Raw genomic sequence first — 19,741 nt, 5'->3', positions numbered from 1 at the left:
TTTCTTACCCCTTTTTAGTGTTTTTTATTTTATTTTGGTACCAATAGTAACTGTCTTTGGGAATTCGTCGACATTCTTTCGGATCTTCATCTGTGCGATCAACAAAAATCAAACCATATCGCTTTTTAAACCCTTGGTGTGAACTAACCAAATCAAGTAGTGACCAAGGACTATAACCCAATAAAGGATATCCTTCCTCTGTAAAACGCTCACATTGCTTAATATGCTGTTCCAAGTAATCAATACGATAGACATCGTGAATTTGCCCGTCTTCAATACTATCAGAATACGCTAAACCGTTTTCAGTTACCATCATTGGTAAATGGTATTTTTCATAAATCGACCGCATACCTATATATAATCCTTCAGGGTCAATACCAAATTCCATCCATTTCGTCTTCGTTAAATAAGGATTGTTCCCTAACGTAAATCGCTCATTTCGATAAAATGGTGGTAGTTTGCTTGTATCTTCTCCCGGTTCAACGGCACGAATACAGGTACTACAGTAATAGTTTATCCCTATAAGATCTGGTTTATTCTTCTTCAAAATTTCTCGATCAGCTGGTTCCGTTTCTGGATACCAACCTTTTTCATTCAAATAATTGCAGTAGCTTTTCGGGTACTCGCCGAATACTGACATGTCGAGAAAACAATTTTGTAAAAAGTCTTCGGCGTTCTTAGCTGCTAAGATGTTCCTTGGCGAAGGTGTTTCAGGATAAACAACTTGCATAGAGCACACGGGACCAATTTGACCATCTCTTACGATTTTTCGAAAAACTTGAATTGTCTTTTTCTCAGCTAGCGACATATTGTAACTCATTTGATACATCTGCTTCATTTTTTCATCTGCATCCGTTTCGTGATTGCCATTTAAATCAGAAGCTGCTGTGACGATCAATTGCTCGTTGATCGTTCCCCACAGCTTGACGCGATCACCGAAATGCTGAAAGCAAACTTTTGCATAAGCAACAAAATAATCAATACATTTTCTTGATTTCCATCCGCCAAATTTGGTTACTAATGCTTGCGGCATTTCAAAATGATAGAGGGTAGGAAAAGGTGTGATTCCTTTTTCAAGACACCCATCAATCAAACGATTATAAAAATCGATGCCTTCTTGATTCGGCTGATCACCATCACCCATGACACGTGTCCAATTGAACGAAAAACGATAGAGATCGATCCCTAAGTCTGCCATTAATTCAATGTCTTCGCTTAGATGATGATAGTGATCGGACGCGATCTTCGAATCTGCAATTCCCTCCGGTACGTGACGCACATCTGTTGTTGCAATCCCTTTTCCACCTTCACCAAAGCCTCCTTCTACTTGAAATGCTGAGGTTGATGCCCCCCAATAAAAATCTTTTTTGACCATTGTTCCTTCCACCTTTCCCTTATAAGAAAACGATACCATTCAGAATTAATTCTAACGACAACAAAACAAGACCTCTGGTTTCAAATCCAAAGGTCTTGTTTCAAAATATGAAACTATTGAGGCAAATAGAACTTTTTCATATACATATAAATCAGTAACTCCATCATATATAGAATAGCAATCCGTCCTTCGGTGTTTTCGTTGATCTCTCCACAGAGGATAATTTGGTCTGCACTTCGCTCAATGATTGGAGAATGCTTAAACGTAAAGACGATAATTTTGATTCCCTTTTTCTTCAAGGCTGCAATCACTTTTTCACTAAAGTAAAAGAAACCACCCTCCATCGAAAAAATCAAAACCAAGCTATCTGGCGAGCTTTCTTCCACAATTTTTAATTGCTCTTCCACTGTAAAACCAATCCGAATAATTTTATCCATGCTTGCTAATTTGCTTTGCAAATGCTGTCCCATAAAAGCAGCAAATTCTAAGCCAAACACAGCAACGTTTTCTGTTTCATGGATCGCAGAGACCACTGTTTCAAGTTCTGAAATCGAGAGATGTTCTTTGGCGTACCTCAAATTGATCAAAAGATTTGAGGTGAATTCGTCCAGAAATTCCTCCCTTTGTTCCACGGGCTGGATCACTTTTTTGGAATAATCGCTGACGATATCGATCTCTTTTTCAACCGCTTGTTTGAATTCCGTATAAGATGAAAAAGCCAAAATTCGAATGAATCGCGAAATCGCTGCAGTCGACACAAAGCATTCTTCTGCGAGTTCATAAATGGTCATCTTAGGGATTTTCGAAAAACTTCTTAGAATCGCCTGTGCAATAAAGTAATTATTGTCTTGTTTTTTCTGATTATTTAAATAGCGCAACAAAAGACTTCTGACTGAGGTTCCTTTATTTTCCATTCGTGCTACCTCCTAAATACGCTTTCACCTAAATATACAATGAAAGCTAGGGAAAGCAAAGTTGAATTGGTGAAATTCTCCTTATACTCTGCGCCCATTTCGATAATTTGAATCCAAAAACCTTTCCCTTGCCTTGCCCGTATCCATATTCCATAATCAGACGTGAGCGATGATCCATCAAACAGACCGTATGGGAGTGTTGCAAATGAAAAATTTTCAGATGACGTTTATTACTTCTACGACCACCATTCGTTGGTTGAAACTATTGAATCTTTTGGAACGGCATAAGACCCTTTCGAATCGTGAGTTGTCAAAAGCTGTCCAGAGTTCGCGGCGCACGATCATTTATGATATGGAGGGGCTACGGAGCTACTTTGGAAGTACGCTAATGATCGAATCCACGTCGAATGGCTATTCTCTTCATGAATTACTACCGAAAGAATATCTGGAACGAAAACGAGCGCTCCTTCAAAATGAACCGTTATTCGTTATTCTTGAGCATCTGTTTAAGGGAGAATATCGGACAGTCTCCGAATGGGCAGACTATTTTTATCTTTCTGAGAGTTCCCTTTTACGCTATTTGACACTTTTTGAAAAAGCCCTGAAGCCCTTTCAGTTATCTGTTGACCATAAGAATTTCCGTCTGATCGGATCAGAAGCGGATATTCGCAAATTTTTCCATGCCTTTTATTATGAGTCGGACGCTACGCCTCATACGGTACGTCCAACCATTGCTGTGCAAAATATCGTCTTAGATTTTTTTCGCAATATACGCGGCAAAACCAATAATACGGCTTCATTTTGGTATATCAGTTATTGGTTGTATATTATCCTTGAGCGTTATCAAGCGGGAGAAACTGTCGTTGTCTCCGAACAATTAAAAAAGATCGTCTTGGCAGATGAACTCTTCCAAGAAATCCAGCCCCTCAATCAACGACTCCAAACCGCTTTTTCCTTGTCTTTACCATCAGAGGAGCTGGTCTATCTTTTCGCTCTACTAGCAAGTAACCGTGGGATAAACAACTATCTTAGAGAAATATCATTTGTTACCCGCTTTGACCATTGGCCTGAGCTAAAAGAACTGACTGCCAATTTTTGCCAGCTCCAGCAGATTTCCGATCATGATCAGTCCCGAGAGTTTGTTTTTCTCCATTCTTTCTTTATTACGGAAAAAATAAAGCAGCTGATTTCCCCTACCTACAATCAAAGCATGGAAGAAATTTCCAATTACGCACAAACACAATACCCTAAAGAGTATGAGGAAAATACACGGTTTCTTTTTAGACAGCCTCTCTTTGAAGCAACTGCTCTGCCAGCAATCAGTGCCCGCTTCACTTTGTACTTTGAAGGATTAAAAGAAAAATACTGGGGCAACCCACGCCGAATCGCCTTTCTTTTAGAAGGGGATGCGCATATTTGCCTTCACATCAATGCTTTTGCTGTAAAATATTTTGGTCGATATCATGTTTTACAATTCCCTGATTCCAGTGAGTTTTCTTTGGATTATGTGGAACGAAACAAGATTGATCTAGTCGTGACGAATTACGCAGAGTATTTGGAAGAGTATATTCTGGATGTTGAATGCCTCCTAATAAAATCGATCCCAGATGCAGATGATTGGAACAATTTCTTGAAAATCATCAACCCAAAAATCATCCATAATTTTGCGTTGCAAAACACCGAAAAAAGCTCCTTCTATAACTGAAAAGACGTGTGCGGCACTTGAACGCCGCACACGTCTTTTCCATTCGTTTCTATGGACGAGTAGTATTTGTTCTTCACTCTGGCACACTACTTAACGACCATTCAATCGTTGCACGGTACCGTCCCAACTTGGGATTTGCACCAGCAGGTACTTCTAAGGTGACACTGGTGGCTGCCGTCTCTTGATCACCAAAACGATAGACCCATGTTCCCGTACTCTGACTATCGCCAGTTAGTAGAGGCTGCGCTTCGCCTGGCGCCAAAGTTACCCTATCCTTCATCGTTGAAAGCTCTGGCATACTAGCATTGGAATTTTCTGAAGTCGTCATAAGCCGTTGATTGGCTAAACTGATTTGAGCACCGATCAAGGGCTCATTGTCTTCATTTCGAAAGCCCTGTGAATTAAGAGTCGCAGATAGACGCCAACTCGTCTCTTCTGTATCCTGACGCTGATCCGTGATCTGTACATAATTTGGACGTTCCTTAGTTTCGCTTGCCCCTTCAGCAGGAATCATTTGCTGAGGCAATGCGTGATACGTTCCTTTGGTACTGCGGATCGGCGCTTGACCAAAACGGAACTGAGAAACAAAATCAAGACTAAGTAATCCTTGGTCTTCAGGAATGACCGGTGGATTTTCTGGATTCACTTCTACATCCGGTTCCAATGGATCAACCGGCGGCAGTGGGCCAGTCTGGGCGATTCGCAGGGTAGTTGTAGCGGGAAACACAGCATCCCGAAAAACGAGTTCTGAAGCTGGATTCTGATTGCCCTGTTCGTCATTCGTTGACGGCGGATTGATCACTCCAGCTTCTTTTGCCGAACCAGCAGAATCTTTCAGAAAGACTTGGATCTCATCCCCTGCTTTTAACTGCCGATCACTTACATCAATCGTAAACGTTCCCTCTTCATCGATAACCACCGCCTCTGTATCAAACCAGATACCATTATGGGTAGCACTTAGCTCAACCTTTGTGTCTTCCGTGTGACCATGGATCTCGTTTGTTTCTTCAAGAAGAACGTAGGAAGCAAAAGCTGCGGGCGTTGGCGGCAAAATGGGGAAAACCTGCACAGGCTCGGTTCGTATTTGATGCTGGGCACCTTCTGTCAGTTCGCCGCTGGTTAATTCGACGGCGATGACTCGGACGATGGTTCCTGCTTCCAAGGGAGCCTCAAGAGGAATCTCAAAAATTCCTCCTTGCGCCTCTTCTCCGTAGATACTGATCCCCGGTGTGTCTTCTGTATGTCCAACGGTTTTTGCAGTGGCTTTTTCCTTCTGACCATCTGCTGTTTCAATTTCAACGGTCACTTTCGCTTCATCGTCCCAAGCTGGTCGAGTCCCGTCAAACCCAACAGGCAAGCTGACTCGCCCATGAATTTTTTTGTCCGCATTCGTCGGCACCCGCAACTCATCAACGATCGCCCAACGCGCATTGTTTGAACTTACGCGAGAGTACGCTGTCAGTCCCTGATTGCCAAAGGTCTCCGTATTCAATATCTCGGGCTTATTCGTCAAACCCAACAGGCCAAAATCAGCTCCTGAAAAAGCAAAATCAAGGGTTGGGAAATTTAGATCGGGATCTCCTAAAAGATTTGACCCATTTTTCCAGACAGCTAAGTCACTATTCGTCGCCGTTAATGTTGAAAGATTAGAAACACTAAAGATGTTTCCTCCATCAAGCCGATCGTTACGAAAATCAAAAAAGACTGGATCATTCAAGAACACAGATAGTTTGCCTGAACGAAACACCCCACCATCCGGGGTACTTGTCCGCCCTTCCACTTGGAAATATCCTTGTTCAACGTAAATCGTTGAATTGAAGTAGGTGTGCATGTCGATCCCTGGGCCACTATCTGCTACACACATAAATTTACTATCGACACCTACGATTGAAAAATTATTCTCTGTCCCGTTATCATGGATACCTCTGGCATAAAAAATCCCTTGGTTTCCTCCAGCAACATTCCCATCATGCGCGTTGCCATTTCCTGGATTATAAAGATCAACGATGCCGCCTTCGGTGATCTCAAAAGAATTTCCTCCACTAGGAATTCGAATCAAGGGTGCGCTGCCCCCTTTTTTATGAACATTTACTATTCCACCATCCGTCACATGAAACGTCACCATACCGAAGTATAAAAAGCGAATCACAGCATGGTCACCGTCAGCCTCATGACTGCTAGCTATTAGTTGTCCATTGCTTTGCACTTCAAAGGTAAAGTTGAGACTGGTGATATTGATCGCACTAGCAGTGATGCTTTCAACCTCTAAAATTGCTGATTGACTCAAAGTAAGAACGCCAGCTTCTGCCGCATTCGACGGTGTGGTTAAAACAAAAGCTGCTGCTCCTTCTGCCGCTGCAATCTCACTGAAAATCCGTACATGTGTGTCTTCGCCACTAATGGTGACGTCGGCATTTTTTCCGTTGACTCGTAAAGCATTTGCATTTTCGGCTGTCAAGCGTACTTTTGAACCGTTCTGGACCGTCAACTCAGGATTCTCTCCAGTCAGATATATGCCACGCCTTTTTTGTGTCGTTTCAATTTGCAATAAGGCAGCTTCCCCCACTATCATTCTTGGATCAGCGCCCTTCATGAGTAGTGCAATATTTTGTTCTTCAGAAGTGTCCGTCGCTACTCCTTGACTTTCTACAATGAGCGTACCTCCATCAATCAGATAAAAATTGCTGTCATCTCCTAATAGTTCGATCGCATTGGCATCTGTTGCCGTCTCATTGTTTACCCGCACTTGCGTTTCATCTCCTGCGATCGTAGCGGAAGGAAAGAAGCCATTTAAGAGGATGGCGCTCGCATTCATTGTGTTTATCGTTACGTTTGCACCAGATTGGATCGTCAATTCTGGCTGCTCGCCAGTCAGAACAAGCCCGCGTTTTCTTAACGCAACATCGATGGAAAAAACTGAATTCTCTGCTACAATAAATCGGGGATTTTTCCCAGATAGGATAACAGCATTGTTATTCAAAATAGTCGCATCAGCAGCTGTTCCAGGGCTTTGAATGATTAAAGAGGCACCGTGGTTAATTGTCATTTGACCATTATCCCCACGCAGGTCGATCGTATTTGCGTCCCCTTGTCGCGTAGTGATGGTCATTTGGGTCTCTGCGCCAAGCAAAAATCGTGGCTCTTGAATATCTGGTGCTGTATAAAAAATCCACATATTCGGCTTATCAATGATCACCTGTGCTTGATTGCCCGCTTCTACTTCCTTCAAATTGAACAGAGTATCAGAATCCATCGTCATTGCTTCAAAGCGATTGATACCGCCTGTAAAATGAACCTTCGCTTCTCGTGCTAAAATAAAAGGCGACCGATTCTCCGAGGCTTCTTCCACTCCCTCTAGTTCAACGACCCAGTTTCGACTCAACGCATTGGTGGTCTGGATCAAAGCGGTGTTGCCTGTTTTTTGGTACGTGAGATTTTCGATACGAAAAATCGTTTCTTCATTAACTGCTAATAATTGAAAATAGGTACTATTGTTAGTGAAGGTCAATGTATGGCCATTTCCTTGAATCATTATCGGACGATCGATGGTCATTATGCTGGAAGTAGATTGGACAAGGTCTGCTTGCAAGGAAAGAATTGATACGGCTGGATCTTGTAAAGCACTACTAAACTCCGACATGTTCGCTACAAAAGCTGTGCCGCCATCAAAGGCGCTTGGTACGATCGCACTAGCCGCCTGCACTTCTGCCGCTTGCTGCAAACTTTCGTCGTCTGCTGCTTGTTCAGCAGGATCATTGTCCTTTTCTGGCGATTTTTGGGACTCGTTTTCCATGTCTTTTGGTGTTTCCTCATTTTCTGTCTCTGCGGCAGCTATTTCGACGATCGCTTCACTCCCTACACTGGCTACAACAAAACTTCCAGGACGTTCGGCAACGACCAAAACAGAAAATGTCTGCTGTGCTTGACTTGCTTTGATCTGCCAGCCTTGATCGCATTGTTTTACTGCAGTTTGTCCGGGAGCCAATGCATCAGTCATCAGCTTGACTTCTGCTGGTAATTCTAGGAAGATTTCTGCCACTGCTCGGTCGCTGACCAAATCGAGCGTAAGCGGTTGACCTACCGTACCAGCAAATTTAGGCTCTTTGAACTGCACCGTCCCTTCAGGCTCAGATGTTTCTGCGGCAAACTCCTCAAGAACGCCCTCATCCGTTAGCGTTTGTGCAAGGTAAGGCGGCTCGGTTTCAGCAAAAACAACGATGAGAGGGACACTCATCAAGCGTAATCCCATAAAAACAAGCAGCAAGCGAATCCAATACTTCAAGTTTTGCTTTTTCATTCCATGCTCTCCTTTACTTCTTACGTTTCCATGGTCGGCTTTTTATTCTTCCATAACAGCCAAATGATTATGCCAAGAAGGAAAATTACTAGTCCTAATGCGCTGATCAACCACCAGTTTTGCTCCTCTTCAATGGTGACATCCTCACGATTCAACTGTCGTGCTGTGTCTGCTTCCACAGTGAACGGAAATTCCCAGGTCCACTCCTCGCCTTCAGCTCGAGCGGTTAGGCTCATTACATATTCTCCGCTGTAAAAACGATCCCCCTGCAATGAAACGGGAAAATGAAAGTGTGAATTTGGCGCCATTTGCATCCCTTCACGCTGTGCTTCATATAAAACTTCTTCCTGATCCGCTCGTCGAACAGCTGCCTCTACCTCTAGGCGATTGACAAAACGCGGCAACGGATTTTGCAGCGTTGCCCGAAACGCATTGCGATAATTGACTTGACCGGCAAACACATCCAATAACGCAAGCTCTGGTTCAATAATAGAAGCTTCATTGCGGACAACGACGCCTAGAATATAAGCAAACCGATTTTGGATCGCAACACCTTCTTCCTCTGATCCAGTCGCTTCTGCGATGACCTCTCGAATACGTAAACCGCCGACTAGACTACCAGTAAAGGCTTCTTCAGGCATATGTATGGGTAACTCGATCGTCTTTTTTTCCTTGGCTGACAAAATGATCTCTCCTGGTGATTCGATTAGATCAGCTATCGAATAAGGCAAAGTCGGGTCAGGTTCTGCGGCATCTTTGCCATATTCCACGACGCCATTTCCGTTAGTGAACGCCGTATGTGCGGATATTTCGATCGTGATTTCCTTTTCCGCACGATTTTGAATCGTCACTCCTAGAACATCATCGGTCCCTGGCGCTAGTTCTAGATCAAAATAGCCACTATTCCCATCTGGTAATTGGCTTTTCGGTAAATTGGGGACCACATGAAATGGCAATTCTGATTGTGTTTCTGCCCAACCTGTCATCGGCAATCCAACGAGTACCATCACCAGTAAAACAAACCCAGCTACTAGCCTCTTTTTGATTGATCTCTTGCTTTGTGTCTTCATAATGAATCATTCCTTTCAAAATAGGCAGGAACGACTCGTCTCCTGCCTATTCCCTATATCCCTTGCCCACTTCCCGACTCGTTTTTCCCTAATCGCAACATGCTGATTATTTGCTCTCGCGCTTACTGGTAAAATGATCCGTTAAAACCATGTGCCCATATTCGTGCTTTTGAGCCAAGCTAAAAGACTGGCTTCTTTGCTGTGTTCTTCCCAAAAAACTTATTCCTTAATTGCCAGGAGTGGCACTTAAATGCCAAGTCAGAGTAGCCGTATAAGCGGTTGCTTGCGGATTCGCTCCTGTCGGTATATGGAGCCAAATCGCTTCATTGAGAATATCCTCTTCCCCAGCTGCATGCTGTTGATTTAGCAGGGTTTGATCACCCCATTGAACCGTTGAAAGACCCGCCCCTTGGCCAGGAGCTGCAGACATCAAGGTGTTGCCTTCCGTCCCAACATCGATGGTTTGATGGTTAAATTGATTGCTAGGTGCCGTTGGAAAGGTAGCCGGATCTAATGCATTCGAACGAATCTGTGGATTTTGAAATTCGATATAAGCCCCACGTAATTCATGATTCGAAGTGGCATCGGTACTTGTAAATTTGATCCAAACCGACATTTAACGTCCAGCCGTTATGTCCACCACGGGTATCCAATACTTGAGCAAAAGAGACATATGGCGCGGTTCCTGACCCATCAGACAGTCGTTCTAGCTCCGCAAACATGGCGGATTTTCCAGGACCTGTGCTGATCACTTGGGTCCCAAAATCGAAGCGCTTTGGCACATGCACCAAAGTGAATGGACCGATTACCTCTGGATCGATCGGATCAATTTCTACCTCTGGCTCTTTTTCAGGTAATTCAACATCGATCTCTTCCTCTTCTCCAGGGATGAAATCTACTTCATTTTCGGTATTTCCTTGCAGGATGGGTGTTGCTGCTGCGGTCACTCCCCCAGATAACACAGCGATACTCATGATACTGATTGTTGCTAAATAAATACGTTTCATAAAAAATTACTCCTTTTCCTATTATTATTCGCAGAAAGAATCTACGATGATTACTATTGATCGATGCATAAACCTTTTTTCGCTAGAATTGGTTGCCAGATGACTTACTAATCTTTCCTTTTCTTCAAAATCCACAACTGCCTTATCCTAAAACAAGTGCGCAACCGTATTGCCTAAAGGCCATTTTTCTCGTTAGCGGATCGCCCTGCGCATCGTTTCAAGTAAACAACCACACTCAAGATGACGAGCAGCAGACCTATCCAGCAAATAAGTAGTCGTTGGTGACTGTTCGTTTGCGGAAAACGATCATTTTTTGCGCTATCAGACGAATCTTCTTCAGGTGCTCGCCATTCCCCTGTCGGCGGTTTTGGCTCTGGCTTTTCAGGTTCCTGGCCACCAACAAAACGGATGACCCCTTCTGTTCTAGCGGTGGACACTTCTTTGGCTTCTACGAAATCAGCGACTAGCAGACAACTTAACAGCAACATTGGTACAATAAAATACCTCAATTTACGAAGCGCCATGTATTCCTCCTCATTTTCCTCTCGTTCCTTTTTCTCTTCCAAAAAACATACTTCAGACACAAACGAAGTCCTCCAATCCTTCATTTAGGATGGAGACAACCATTTTAATCGCTTCTTTATACCCAATGTATTTAGGCAAAAAAAAGACCTGCGGTTGCTTTTCTATGGAGTAATCAAATGGGATGATAATGGTGATCAAAATATCACAGTCAAGTTGGTTGATCTGTTCCGATGTTAATTGCTCTTCATAGAGCACAGCCATCCGACCACTAAAATGATGTTCAAAAATACTATAGACCCATTCATCGATCACATAATTATTGGCAAGCAACACCACGATTTTTTGCGAAACCCGAATCAATTGATTGCCAAAAAGATAAAGAACGAAGGAACAACAAAAGTCCGTAAAAAATTGATTTTTGAAACATTGCGGAATCTCATTCACTTCCATAAACCTAATCAAAGGCTCATACAGATCAAAAGGCAAAGAAAACACAAATTGATTCGTACTATCCGGATTTTTTAGGTAGATAGGTGCTAAACCAACTTTTGCATATTGTCGTACTAAAAAATCTTCAACGACCTGTTGAATTGCACAAGGTTCGTCAAGGTAAGAATTGTGCTGTTCAAAAAAAGCAACAAAAAGTTCAACGAATCGCTTACTCGTTTTTGAAAAGGTATTGAGGGGAATCCTCGTTTTCCCCCGAAGCGCCCACTGCGCATAGAGCATTAGGTAAATAAAGCACGCTTCCTGAAGGAGCCGTTTTTTTGCGATGGGTTGAAGACTGCTACTTTCTTGAAGTGTTTCCTTGATCGTCAGAAAAAGCGGATCTTGCTGGATCACTGCTTGGACCTCAGGATCAACGATCAAGGTTCCAAAAGTGGCACGCTGAAAAGACAAACGAATAATATTGAGAAGCTTTTTTCTTGAAACGATCCCCACGTTTTGCTCAATTCTTTTTAAAAGCGTTTCTTGGAGCTGATGATCAATAACTGGCAACTCAAAATAGTGCGTTTCGCAATAAAAATCCCAGAAGAACTTTCGCTGATTGATTTCTTCTCCCATCAGCCCAATCGGTGCTTTGGTTACCACCAAACCGTATTCATCAAGAATCAGCTGTAATTTTTTTAAGAGTCGATTTGCCGTTGATTCTGAAATATGCATGGCTCGTATCCAAGCTAGAAAAGGAAACGTTTGTCCCGCATAAAAAGCTTGTACTAATAAAATCAGTGGTTCTCGCTCATAGAAAGAGCGTCGTTTTTTATAGTACTCACCATGATCCTTGATCACTAACTTCATGCCGTGATGGGTCCCTTCAAAAGAGATCGTATCACCAAAAAATGTGCGTAGTGCTTTTAAGTCCGTTAAGATCGTCCGCCGAGAAATACTCGCTTTTTCTGAGAGCTGCTTGACACTCAAAATCTGTTCGTTTTCCATGTACGCCAATAGTATCAGGCTTCTTCGATTCACTGAGTTCGTTACCAATTGGAATGTAAGACTGTTCACGGGCTTAATCTCCTTTAGCAAATTTCCTATAAATTATTTATCAAATCATAGGTCCCTCCTTTAGCGCTGCCTTCGAATCGTTGCAATGTTTCTTGTTTGATTCTAACAAAATTACCACCTATTTTTTATCCAGCATTTGCACACGAGGGTGCAAAAATATTGACTTTCTATCAATATTCATCTATTTTGCAGGCTCTCAAAGGTAAATATTAAGTGTTATTTTAAATAGTTCCGCTACGTTTTTGTTTATTGTTTCTCCTTCATCAATTTCTAGCTATACTCACAAATAAGCCACAGCTTTTTTAGTAACAGCGCCGATTTCAACTGATTGAAGCACAAAAAAGCAGCTAGACACTTGTCTAGCTGACTATATAGAATTATAAGTTAGAGCAATCTCCTATTTCTTTTTCAGTACGCTTATAAACACACCGCCTACCATGATTGCACCTAGAATCACCAGCCATGCAGCCCGTTGCTCATTCGTTTGAGGAAGAGCCTTTACTTTTTCTTGACTGGAAGATTTCGTGGCTTCGCTACCAGCACTCGTGTCAGTGGATTGGCTCTCATGGGAATTTCCTAGTGTGGCACCGTCACTGTTTGTGGTCGTTGTACTCGGTTCCGTCGTGCTTGATTCTGTTGTACTTGATTCCGACGTACTTGACTCCGTCGTGCTTGGTTCCGTCGTACTTGACTCCGTCGTACTTGGTTCCGTGGTACTTGGTTCCGTTGTGCTTGGTTCTGTGGTGCTTGGTTCTGTGGTACTTGGTTCCGTCGTGCTTGGTTCGGTTTCTTTTTTTGTATTGGTGATTACAAGGGTATCTCCCTCAGTCGTCACACTGCTTTCGAAGCCGTCGGGGACATTGACTTCCTCAACCCAATACACGAAGTCTTCCCCTTGATTGTTGTATTTTGGTAAGTCTGCCATTTGACCAGCAACGGGTAGTTTTGTGAATGATGCTTGAAAATCATTGGCTTTTTCAAGGGTCAAACGGTCTGACTGCTGCCAACTGTCTGCTGCCGTAGTAGTGGTTCTTTTGACTTGATAATCGATTTGGTCGGGAATCTCAGCTGCTGAAACATTGACCCACTTTTTAAGAACCTCAAGGGAAACGCTGGGTGCTTTGATGGAAGGAATTGGGAAATCTAATGCTTCATCACCGCTTGCTGGGGTTAAGGTCGTACGGCCATTGCACAACACCCACGTCTCTCCTTTAAAATCTGGGGCTTCCGTATTCAGACGAACTTGGTAGATCAACGTCAGTTTTTCATTTTCACCTAAAGCTACCCCACTGACCGTAATGGTCTGATTCTTTTCAGAAACGGTTACTCCAGTTGCAACTTCCGGCGCCTCGACCCACTCTCCTTGCGCATTTTTGCGCCACCCGACTAGCTGGTACGAGTCAGCATCAAAATTGCCAGCTCCTTGCAAAAGAATACCCTCGCCCATCGGATCCGTAATCGTCCCATCAGGGATGGTTTTATCGATATGATTGGCGATCTCCGTCAATGCTGAACCCAATCCACTCAGGTTTTCATCCGTCGTTAAGTAATTGCTTGGTGCAGACGCCAGATTACGCCCAATGTATTCCCCTCGTGCGGAAGGCGCCGTTGCTACCGAATAATAGGTAAACCCAGATTTTTTAAGCGCGACGATCGTGCCAAGGGTTTCGTCGGTCACCACCTTACTGCTAACAGGAATGGCTTGCGGATCTGACGGATTTTTACTTGTCGTATGGTAAGCAGTAGCCGATGTTTGAAATGACTCGACATAGCTTTCCGTGTGATAGCCATTGTAATCGCGGATTGCGCCAGTATTTTGATAAACTGTTGCATCATCTGCTGGCAAATAACTACGATTGGCACTGTCATCACCAATATGGATAAACAGCTTTTCCGCTTCTGGTCGACTTTCTTCCAGTAATAGCTGTTGCCCTGCCAGCAAGCCCTTTTGCATGAAGGTTCCAGAATGGGTTTCGGCCGTCTCCCGCAGAAATTGTTCTAAGTAGGCGATATCGGTAGAAAAACCATTGGTGGTGTAGATTTCCCGATTGTAGGCAACGATCCCGATCCGAATGGAACCATTCGCCAGCGAATCAGCCAATTCATTTCCAAACTGCTGCAACCCCAACAAGGCGTTGGTCAATTTTTCTCCCGTCATAGAGGAAGAATAATCGATCACCATGACCAGATCAACAGGGGTACTGGTCTGATTGCCTTTGACAGCTAACGTTACATCAAATAGTCCTTGATCCGCTGCTTCTTTGACACTCTTTTTCAGATACGCTTCATCTGCATAATTGACATAGTTCTCTTCATCAAAAGCAACCCCCGGCGCCTGTCCATACTTGTAATTGTACGTATCTCCTTGCGCCGTTCCATTTGTCAAATACTGCCCGGTCGCATCGGTTTGATAGTCAAAATCATACGTGGTGGTTTCACTGTTTACAGTCAGACTGCCTATAAGAAACCCCATCAACAACAGGAAAAAAATCCCTGCATGCTTTTGCCAACCTCTTTTGTGTTTCATCGCTTTCGCTCCTTTATTTCCGCACTGCTTTCCTCACAAAAATCCTTGAGTAATGAGGAAAGCGAGTCTTTATCAGAAAACAGTATAGAAGGTTTTGCTGCGAAAAGGAGACAAAAAAATGCCGATTTCATTTGCAAAAAAATCACGTTTTTTGTGCTATCATAAGAGAATCGAGTACATAGAGAAACCTTTAGAACGGAGCTTGGATTATGGAACGCTTTTATCCATTTTTTGGACACACCCTCAAGAGAGATATCGACTTGCTGCGGTTTTTGTATCTTCAAAAACGCTTTGTTCCCATTGAAGAGATCAGTCAAGCGTTGGCTTTGGATCGCCGCTCCATCCAAAAAAGCTTCGACACTTTAAGCAAACGCTCGCTTTCCTTGCAAGACGATCCCTCACCGCTTTTGGTTGCCAAACACGGCTTGGGGTTATCCTTTATTGGGACGAAGCGAGACTACAAGCGATTGAGTCGGCAGTTGCTGGAAGCAAATCCCTTTTTTTATTTGCTGGAAACTCTTTTGCTGCAAAATGAGATCAATTTGATCCAATTCGCCGCTGATCATTACTTCTCCGAATCAACCGTTCGCAAACGAATCTATGCGTTGCAAAAACTGCTTGCTCCATTGGGATTTCAGCTGCAAAAGCAAAAAGGGACGGTTCGACTCGTAGGCAGTGAAGCCCGTATCCGCTACTTTATGATGGTCTTCTTTTGGCGAACATTTGCTGGTCTGCATTGGCCCTTTACTGGTCTTTCCCAGAAAAAATGTGAAACCATCGCTCAAGACTTTTACCAAAACAACCAGATTCCCTTTAACCCGATCGAATTGAAAATGACCACGTACATTTTGGCCGTCACTATTTTGCGGTTTCGCAAAGGACAACGGATTTCGCCAGAAGCAGTGGCGATCAAACCGCCCTTGATTGGGTCAGATCTTTCCCTGTTTCACCCTCTGATTGATGAAGAGACCGCTATTTACAGCCATTTATCGTCAGAACTAGCGGAACACTTCTTTCTCGATGCAAATGAATGCCGCTTTTGTTTTCTATGGCTGGCATCCAATCTCGATCGAACGTTTGCCGCTGCGCAACTGGACGCTGCGTTTTCCCCAAAAAAACCAACGACCAGCATCCAAAAACTGCTCTTGTCGATGACCGCTTTCGCACCAAAATCCAAGTTGACCCGTCCTTGCAAAAGTAGGATCGTGAATACCCTCTTGAATGGGCTTTTAACGATCGAATTGTTTGGGCCAGTCGACCATACATTAGCTGGCTATAATACTGCACAGTTTTTAACCGAACATTTTCCTGATTTACAAAAGCAAGCCGAAAAGCTAGTGACGAAAACTTCGTTCTACCAAGCAGATCCGCTGAAACGCAGTGGCTTTTCTCTTTATGTCGCTACGGCGTGGACGTTGATTTTGCCGCCAGCTGATTTTCAGCAAAAAATCAAGATCAAACTGGAAACAGACTTGCCGCTGGCGATTTCACTGACCATCAGAGAACTGATCAAAGCGCCATTTCAAGGGTTCTACAACCTTGATATTCGTGATCAGTTTGTCGACGACGACTACGATCTCTGTCTAAGCACCACTCCATTGTCTGAAACCTTTGAAAAAGGACCCGTCCTGTTGATCAATGCGCAAATCACCGTCCCTGATTTGCTAGCGATTCATCAGGCGATTGAAACGTTAGATAAATAAAGGATAAAAAACCCGCTCTTGGCTGAATGACAAGAGCGGTCAATCTATTCTTAAAAATACTCCCTAACTTCCCATTCCCTATTGCTTCACTTGGATCACTTCACAGAGGGCACTTTTTAGTTTGAGGATGTAATCGATAAATCACTCGCTCCCAGTCTTTCTTCGTTGGTATGCTACTTAACAAGATATAATCATCCGTCAAACCATAATCCAGGACATAGGGGCGATAATTTGTGACGATCAAAACCTTCTGGTCCGCTTTTAATCGTTCTTCTGTTAATTCGTGCAATGAAAGAAAAATGACTTGATACTTGTTTGCAAAGAGCCGAATTGCTTGTAGTCGAATCATTTGAACGACCATTGAGTCCCCTTCTATAAGAAATAAAATATTTTTTTTGGGTTGATAATAGTCGAGCAGTAAGTCACTTACCGTTGTAAAACTGATAGCAATATCTTCCATAAATTCTGTTGCAAAAGCTAACTCTTCTTTGTACTTTTCCAAAAATGCTTTATTTTTGTAGTAGGACTCTTGATGGTATGTTTTTATTGAGGTGACTTCTTCAGCTTGTCGCTTGTTCAAAGATGGACAAATCACTTCATTGAGTTTTCTAGACACCAGAAAGGAGGTTAAATAATCTTCTAACAGTGACTGATCCCAGCCCTTAAATTCCGCACTAGCAAAATATGCTTTTGCGATCGGCTTTACTTCTGGCCAGAAATTAAATCGAGCTAGAAAAGTTTTTTCTCGATCGTATTGATTGATTGTTCGCGTACATATAATCATGTAGTGAAGCCAAGCAAGTTCTTCTTTGGGTAAAGATACCCCATACTCTTTGAAAATAACTTCTTTTAGAATCTCAAGCAATTTAAAATCATTTTCTTGATAGACAAGCTCTTTTGCCCATTCAGGAATCGAAACATAGTGCTCTTTTTGCGCCCGTACAATCGTTATATACAGCAATGAATAAAAAGCTGAGATCGTCAAACCAGTCCCTACTTCATATTTTCCCAATTTATCAGAAAGTCCCTTGAGAATCATATGATGCAGACCTTCTGGTGGTCTGATCGTATAAGGGGTAGGCTCACCTACATAGTAAAAATCAAAAAAGAATTTACGAATACTTGCTTCATCGCCTACCAAAGTAACCGGTGTGAAACTTAGAGAAAGTCCATACTCTTTTAAGGCTGGTTGCACACGTGCAATAAACCGCCGTAAAGTTGTTTCCGCATAATTGTATCGATAAGCCAATTCATTCAGATCAACTACTTCTCCATAAAAAATATTCCCAATGATCTCAAATAAAATTTCCTGATTTAATAGCTGCTCTTTTTTTTCTTTAAAAAGAACACGATTTCGTTCTTCGAAATGAAATCCGCTATTGCTTGATACCAATTCAATGCATTCGCCAAAATGCTCTTTGATCAAGCGTATGTCTTTCACCAATGTCCGCTGAGAAATAGCCAATCGCTCAGAAAGAACCCCAACTTTAAAAACTTGTTCTCGTTCAATAATCGTTAATATTTGCATCCAACGCTTTGTACTCGGGCTTGTAATAAAAGACATCTGAAGTTCCCTCATGCCATCTCTTCACTCATTTCCTTTTCTGACTTGGCTCTATTCATTCTACCATACAACAGAAACCCCTTTCTTCGCTACGTCAAATGAACTTCTTTCTGAAAACATAAGATGTGGCACGAAACATCCATTGTTAGAAAAGTTCGCTTTCGCTTTTTTGAACTTGCTGCGGGCTTTCTTTCAATCCGTAGCAAGACAAGCACCATTCTTTTCCTGGATCAAATGATGGCACTGCGACACGCGACAAATAAGAAAAGTGCTGACCTCCATGTACACATACAACCTTTTGCCTGTGCGCAGCAGATTTTCTATTACAGATTCAAATAAAAAAGCTTAACACCTCGTAGATGTTAAGCAGAATCAACTATCATTCTATGTTTGTTCAATACTCGGTGCCCGATTTTCATTTGATATTCTTCTCTAACTCCGAGTTAAAACGTCACAACCGCTTTGACCAATGGATCATCTTCTAACGTTTGGCGTTCTAGCGCCTCTTGCAGTTTTTCTAATGGGTATTCTTCCGTGATATATTTTGTGGGATCGATCATGCCACTAGCAATCAAGTCGATCGTTGCTTCAAACTCTTGGCGGGTGCATGAAACGCTGCCGATGAGCTTGATTTCCTGCAAGACCAACCGATTGAATGAAAAAGGAATTTCAGGAGCAACGGAATTTCCGATCGCCACGATCGTTGCACCAGGACGAGCAGCCTCAATGCACGTCGCTAAGGAACTGCTGGAACCGACCGCTTCAAAAATCAAATCGAACCCACCAGCAGACGCGTCTTTCAATACTTCCCCACGGTTTGGATCCTTGGCATCAAAGTAATCGTCAAAGATTCCCACTTCCTTGGCTTTCTCAATTTTTGTATCGTTGATTTTGGACATCGCCACATAAGAAGCCCCAGCTTTTTTTGCCAATTCGCCAATCAATTGCCCGATGATCCCACTCCCAGAAACCAAGACTTTGTCATTTAACTTGATGTTGGATTTGCGGACGGCATGATAGGCAACCATCAAAGGATCAATCAAGCTAGCCGCTGTATCTGAAACTGTATCTGGCAATTTATAAGCATTGGACGCTTTTCCGACAAACCGTTCGGCATAGGCGCCATTGCAGACAAAGCCGATATAATTGGTGCCATTTACTTCCCGACACAAATGCTCTTGCCCTTTTTGGCACATATCACATTTCCCGCAATAAAGATTGGCCCAAAAAGCAACACGATCGCCGATTTTAAAGGAACTATCGCCTGCATCCGTCACGACACCGCAAAACTCGTGACCCATGATAAAATCGGACTCCCCTGTTTTGCCCCAACCTTTCCCTGCTTGCCACATATGCACGTCACTGCCGCAGACGCCGCACGCTGAAACTTGGATCTCGATCAGTCCTTCTTCCACTTTCGGCACAGGGACTTGTTTGACCTCGATTGTTTCTGGTCCTTTTAATACAGCAGCTTTCCTGGTTTTTTCTGTCATTTCTGTTTCCTCCTCATTGCTTTTTCCTTTGCTTACTGTCATACTAACATTAAAG

Annotated in this window: 13 protein-coding genes; 2 read left to right on the top strand and 11 right to left on the bottom strand. The window is 43.0% G+C overall.

All coding sequences use genetic code 11. The features are described from left to right. Positions 1-4 precede the first annotated feature (4 nt). A complete protein-coding gene (locus IGI96_RS10595; protein ID WP_086339140.1) occupies positions 5-1,375 on the bottom strand; it encodes a glycoside hydrolase family 1 protein in 1,371 nt (456 codons plus the stop codon). A 113-nt stretch (positions 1,376-1,488) separates the two neighbouring features. Next, positions 1,489-2,289, bottom strand: coding sequence for a MurR/RpiR family transcriptional regulator (locus IGI96_RS10590; protein ID WP_005232001.1), 801 nt, complete (start codon positions 2,287-2,289; stop codon positions 1,489-1,491). A 205-nt stretch (positions 2,290-2,494) separates the two neighbouring features. Here IGI96_RS10590 and IGI96_RS10585 point away from each other — a divergent pair, with 205 nt between their 5' ends. Further along, positions 2,495-3,994, top strand: coding sequence for a helix-turn-helix domain-containing protein (locus IGI96_RS10585; protein ID WP_034858590.1), 1,500 nt, complete (start codon positions 2,495-2,497; stop codon positions 3,992-3,994). Between the two features lie 73 nt (positions 3,995-4,067). Here IGI96_RS10585 and IGI96_RS10580 read toward each other — a convergent pair whose 3' ends face one another. The 7 genes from IGI96_RS10580 to IGI96_RS10550 form a co-directional block, all read right to left on the bottom strand. Beyond that, positions 4,068-8,291, bottom strand: coding sequence for a WxL domain-containing protein (locus tag IGI96_RS10580; protein WP_086339139.1), 4,224 nt, complete (start codon positions 8,289-8,291; stop codon positions 4,068-4,070). A gap of 20 nt (positions 8,292-8,311) precedes the next feature. Continuing rightward, complete coding sequence (locus IGI96_RS10575; RefSeq protein ID WP_086339138.1) at positions 8,312-9,361, bottom strand: DUF916 and DUF3324 domain-containing protein; 1,050 nt, start codon at positions 9,359-9,361, stop codon at positions 8,312-8,314. A gap of 226 nt (positions 9,362-9,587) precedes the next feature. Next, the gene (locus IGI96_RS10570) at positions 9,588-9,977 is read right to left on the bottom strand and encodes a WxL domain-containing protein (protein ID WP_438785104.1); all 390 of its coding nucleotides are present in this window, start codon (positions 9,975-9,977) and stop codon (positions 9,588-9,590) included. Next, positions 9,928-10,368 carry a WxL domain-containing protein gene (locus IGI96_RS10565; RefSeq protein WP_438785102.1) on the bottom strand — a complete coding sequence of 147 codons (441 nt, stop codon included), beginning with the start codon at positions 10,366-10,368 and terminating at the stop codon, positions 9,928-9,930. The genes IGI96_RS10570 and IGI96_RS10565 overlap by 50 nt, the downstream gene beginning before the upstream one ends. 173 nt (positions 10,369-10,541) lie before the next feature. Next, a complete protein-coding gene (locus tag IGI96_RS10560) occupies positions 10,542-10,952 on the bottom strand; it encodes a hypothetical protein (RefSeq protein WP_034858588.1) in 411 nt (136 codons plus the stop codon). Further along, on the bottom strand, positions 10,945-12,399 hold the full coding sequence (locus IGI96_RS10555; protein WP_438785100.1) for a helix-turn-helix domain-containing protein: 1,455 nt from the start codon (positions 12,397-12,399) through the stop codon (positions 10,945-10,947). Before IGI96_RS10555 ends, IGI96_RS10560 begins: the two co-directional genes overlap by 8 nt. Before the next feature lie 397 nt (positions 12,400-12,796). Further along, a complete protein-coding gene (locus IGI96_RS10550) occupies positions 12,797-14,926 on the bottom strand; it encodes a VWA domain-containing protein (RefSeq protein ID WP_086339136.1) in 2,130 nt (709 codons plus the stop codon). A gap of 209 nt (positions 14,927-15,135) precedes the next feature. Here IGI96_RS10550 and IGI96_RS10545 point away from each other — a divergent pair, with 209 nt between their 5' ends. Then, positions 15,136-16,629: a helix-turn-helix domain-containing protein gene (locus IGI96_RS10545; RefSeq protein WP_086339135.1), complete on the top strand. Its 1,494-nt coding sequence runs from the start codon at positions 15,136-15,138 to the stop codon at positions 16,627-16,629. 100 nt (positions 16,630-16,729) lie between these two features. Here IGI96_RS10545 and IGI96_RS10540 read toward each other — a convergent pair whose 3' ends face one another. Beyond that, entirely contained in the window at positions 16,730-18,208 is a 1,479-nt protein-coding gene (locus tag IGI96_RS10540) for a helix-turn-helix domain-containing protein (RefSeq protein ID WP_086339134.1), read from the bottom strand. Between the two features lie 428 nt (positions 18,209-18,636). Beyond that, complete coding sequence (locus tag IGI96_RS10535) at positions 18,637-19,686, bottom strand: zinc-dependent alcohol dehydrogenase (protein WP_254907893.1); 1,050 nt, start codon at positions 19,684-19,686, stop codon at positions 18,637-18,639. Positions 19,687-19,741 lie beyond the last annotated feature (55 nt).

Source organism: Enterococcus sp. DIV0421 (assembly GCF_051713745.1).
Classification (GTDB): Bacteria; Bacillota; Bacilli; order Lactobacillales; family Enterococcaceae; genus Enterococcus_D; species Enterococcus_D casseliflavus.
This window is presented reverse-complemented; position numbering and strand designations above follow the sequence as displayed.

What these genes read in the sequence shown, in the direction of transcription:
- IGI96_RS10595 (WP_086339140.1), bottom strand. Translation starts at nt 1,375, where the DNA reads ATGGTCAAAAAAGATTTTTATTGGGGGGCATCAACCTCAGCATTTCAA.
- IGI96_RS10590 (WP_005232001.1), bottom strand. Translation starts at nt 2,289, where the DNA reads ATGGAAAATAAAGGAACCTCAGTCAGAAGTCTTTTGTTGCGCTATTTA.
- IGI96_RS10585 (WP_034858590.1), top strand. Translation starts at nt 2,495, where the DNA reads ATGAAAAATTTTCAGATGACGTTTATTACTTCTACGACCACCATTCGT.
- IGI96_RS10580 (WP_086339139.1), bottom strand. Translation starts at nt 8,291, where the DNA reads ATGAAAAAGCAAAACTTGAAGTATTGGATTCGCTTGCTGCTTGTTTTT.
- IGI96_RS10575 (WP_086339138.1), bottom strand. Translation starts at nt 9,361, where the DNA reads ATGAAGACACAAAGCAAGAGATCAATCAAAAAGAGGCTAGTAGCTGGG.
- IGI96_RS10570 (WP_438785104.1), bottom strand. Translation starts at nt 9,977, where the DNA reads ATGTCGGTTTGGATCAAATTTACAAGTACCGATGCCACTTCGAATCAT.
- IGI96_RS10565 (WP_438785102.1), bottom strand. Translation starts at nt 10,368, where the DNA reads ATGAAACGTATTTATTTAGCAACAATCAGTATCATGAGTATCGCTGTG.
- IGI96_RS10550 (WP_086339136.1), bottom strand. Translation starts at nt 14,926, where the DNA reads ATGAAACACAAAAGAGGTTGGCAAAAGCATGCAGGGATTTTTTTCCTG.
- IGI96_RS10545 (WP_086339135.1), top strand. Translation starts at nt 15,136, where the DNA reads ATGGAACGCTTTTATCCATTTTTTGGACACACCCTCAAGAGAGATATC.
- IGI96_RS10540 (WP_086339134.1), bottom strand. Translation starts at nt 18,208, where the DNA reads ATGAGGGAACTTCAGATGTCTTTTATTACAAGCCCGAGTACAAAGCGT.
- IGI96_RS10535 (WP_254907893.1), bottom strand. Translation starts at nt 19,686, where the DNA reads ATGACAGAAAAAACCAGGAAAGCTGCTGTATTAAAAGGACCAGAAACA.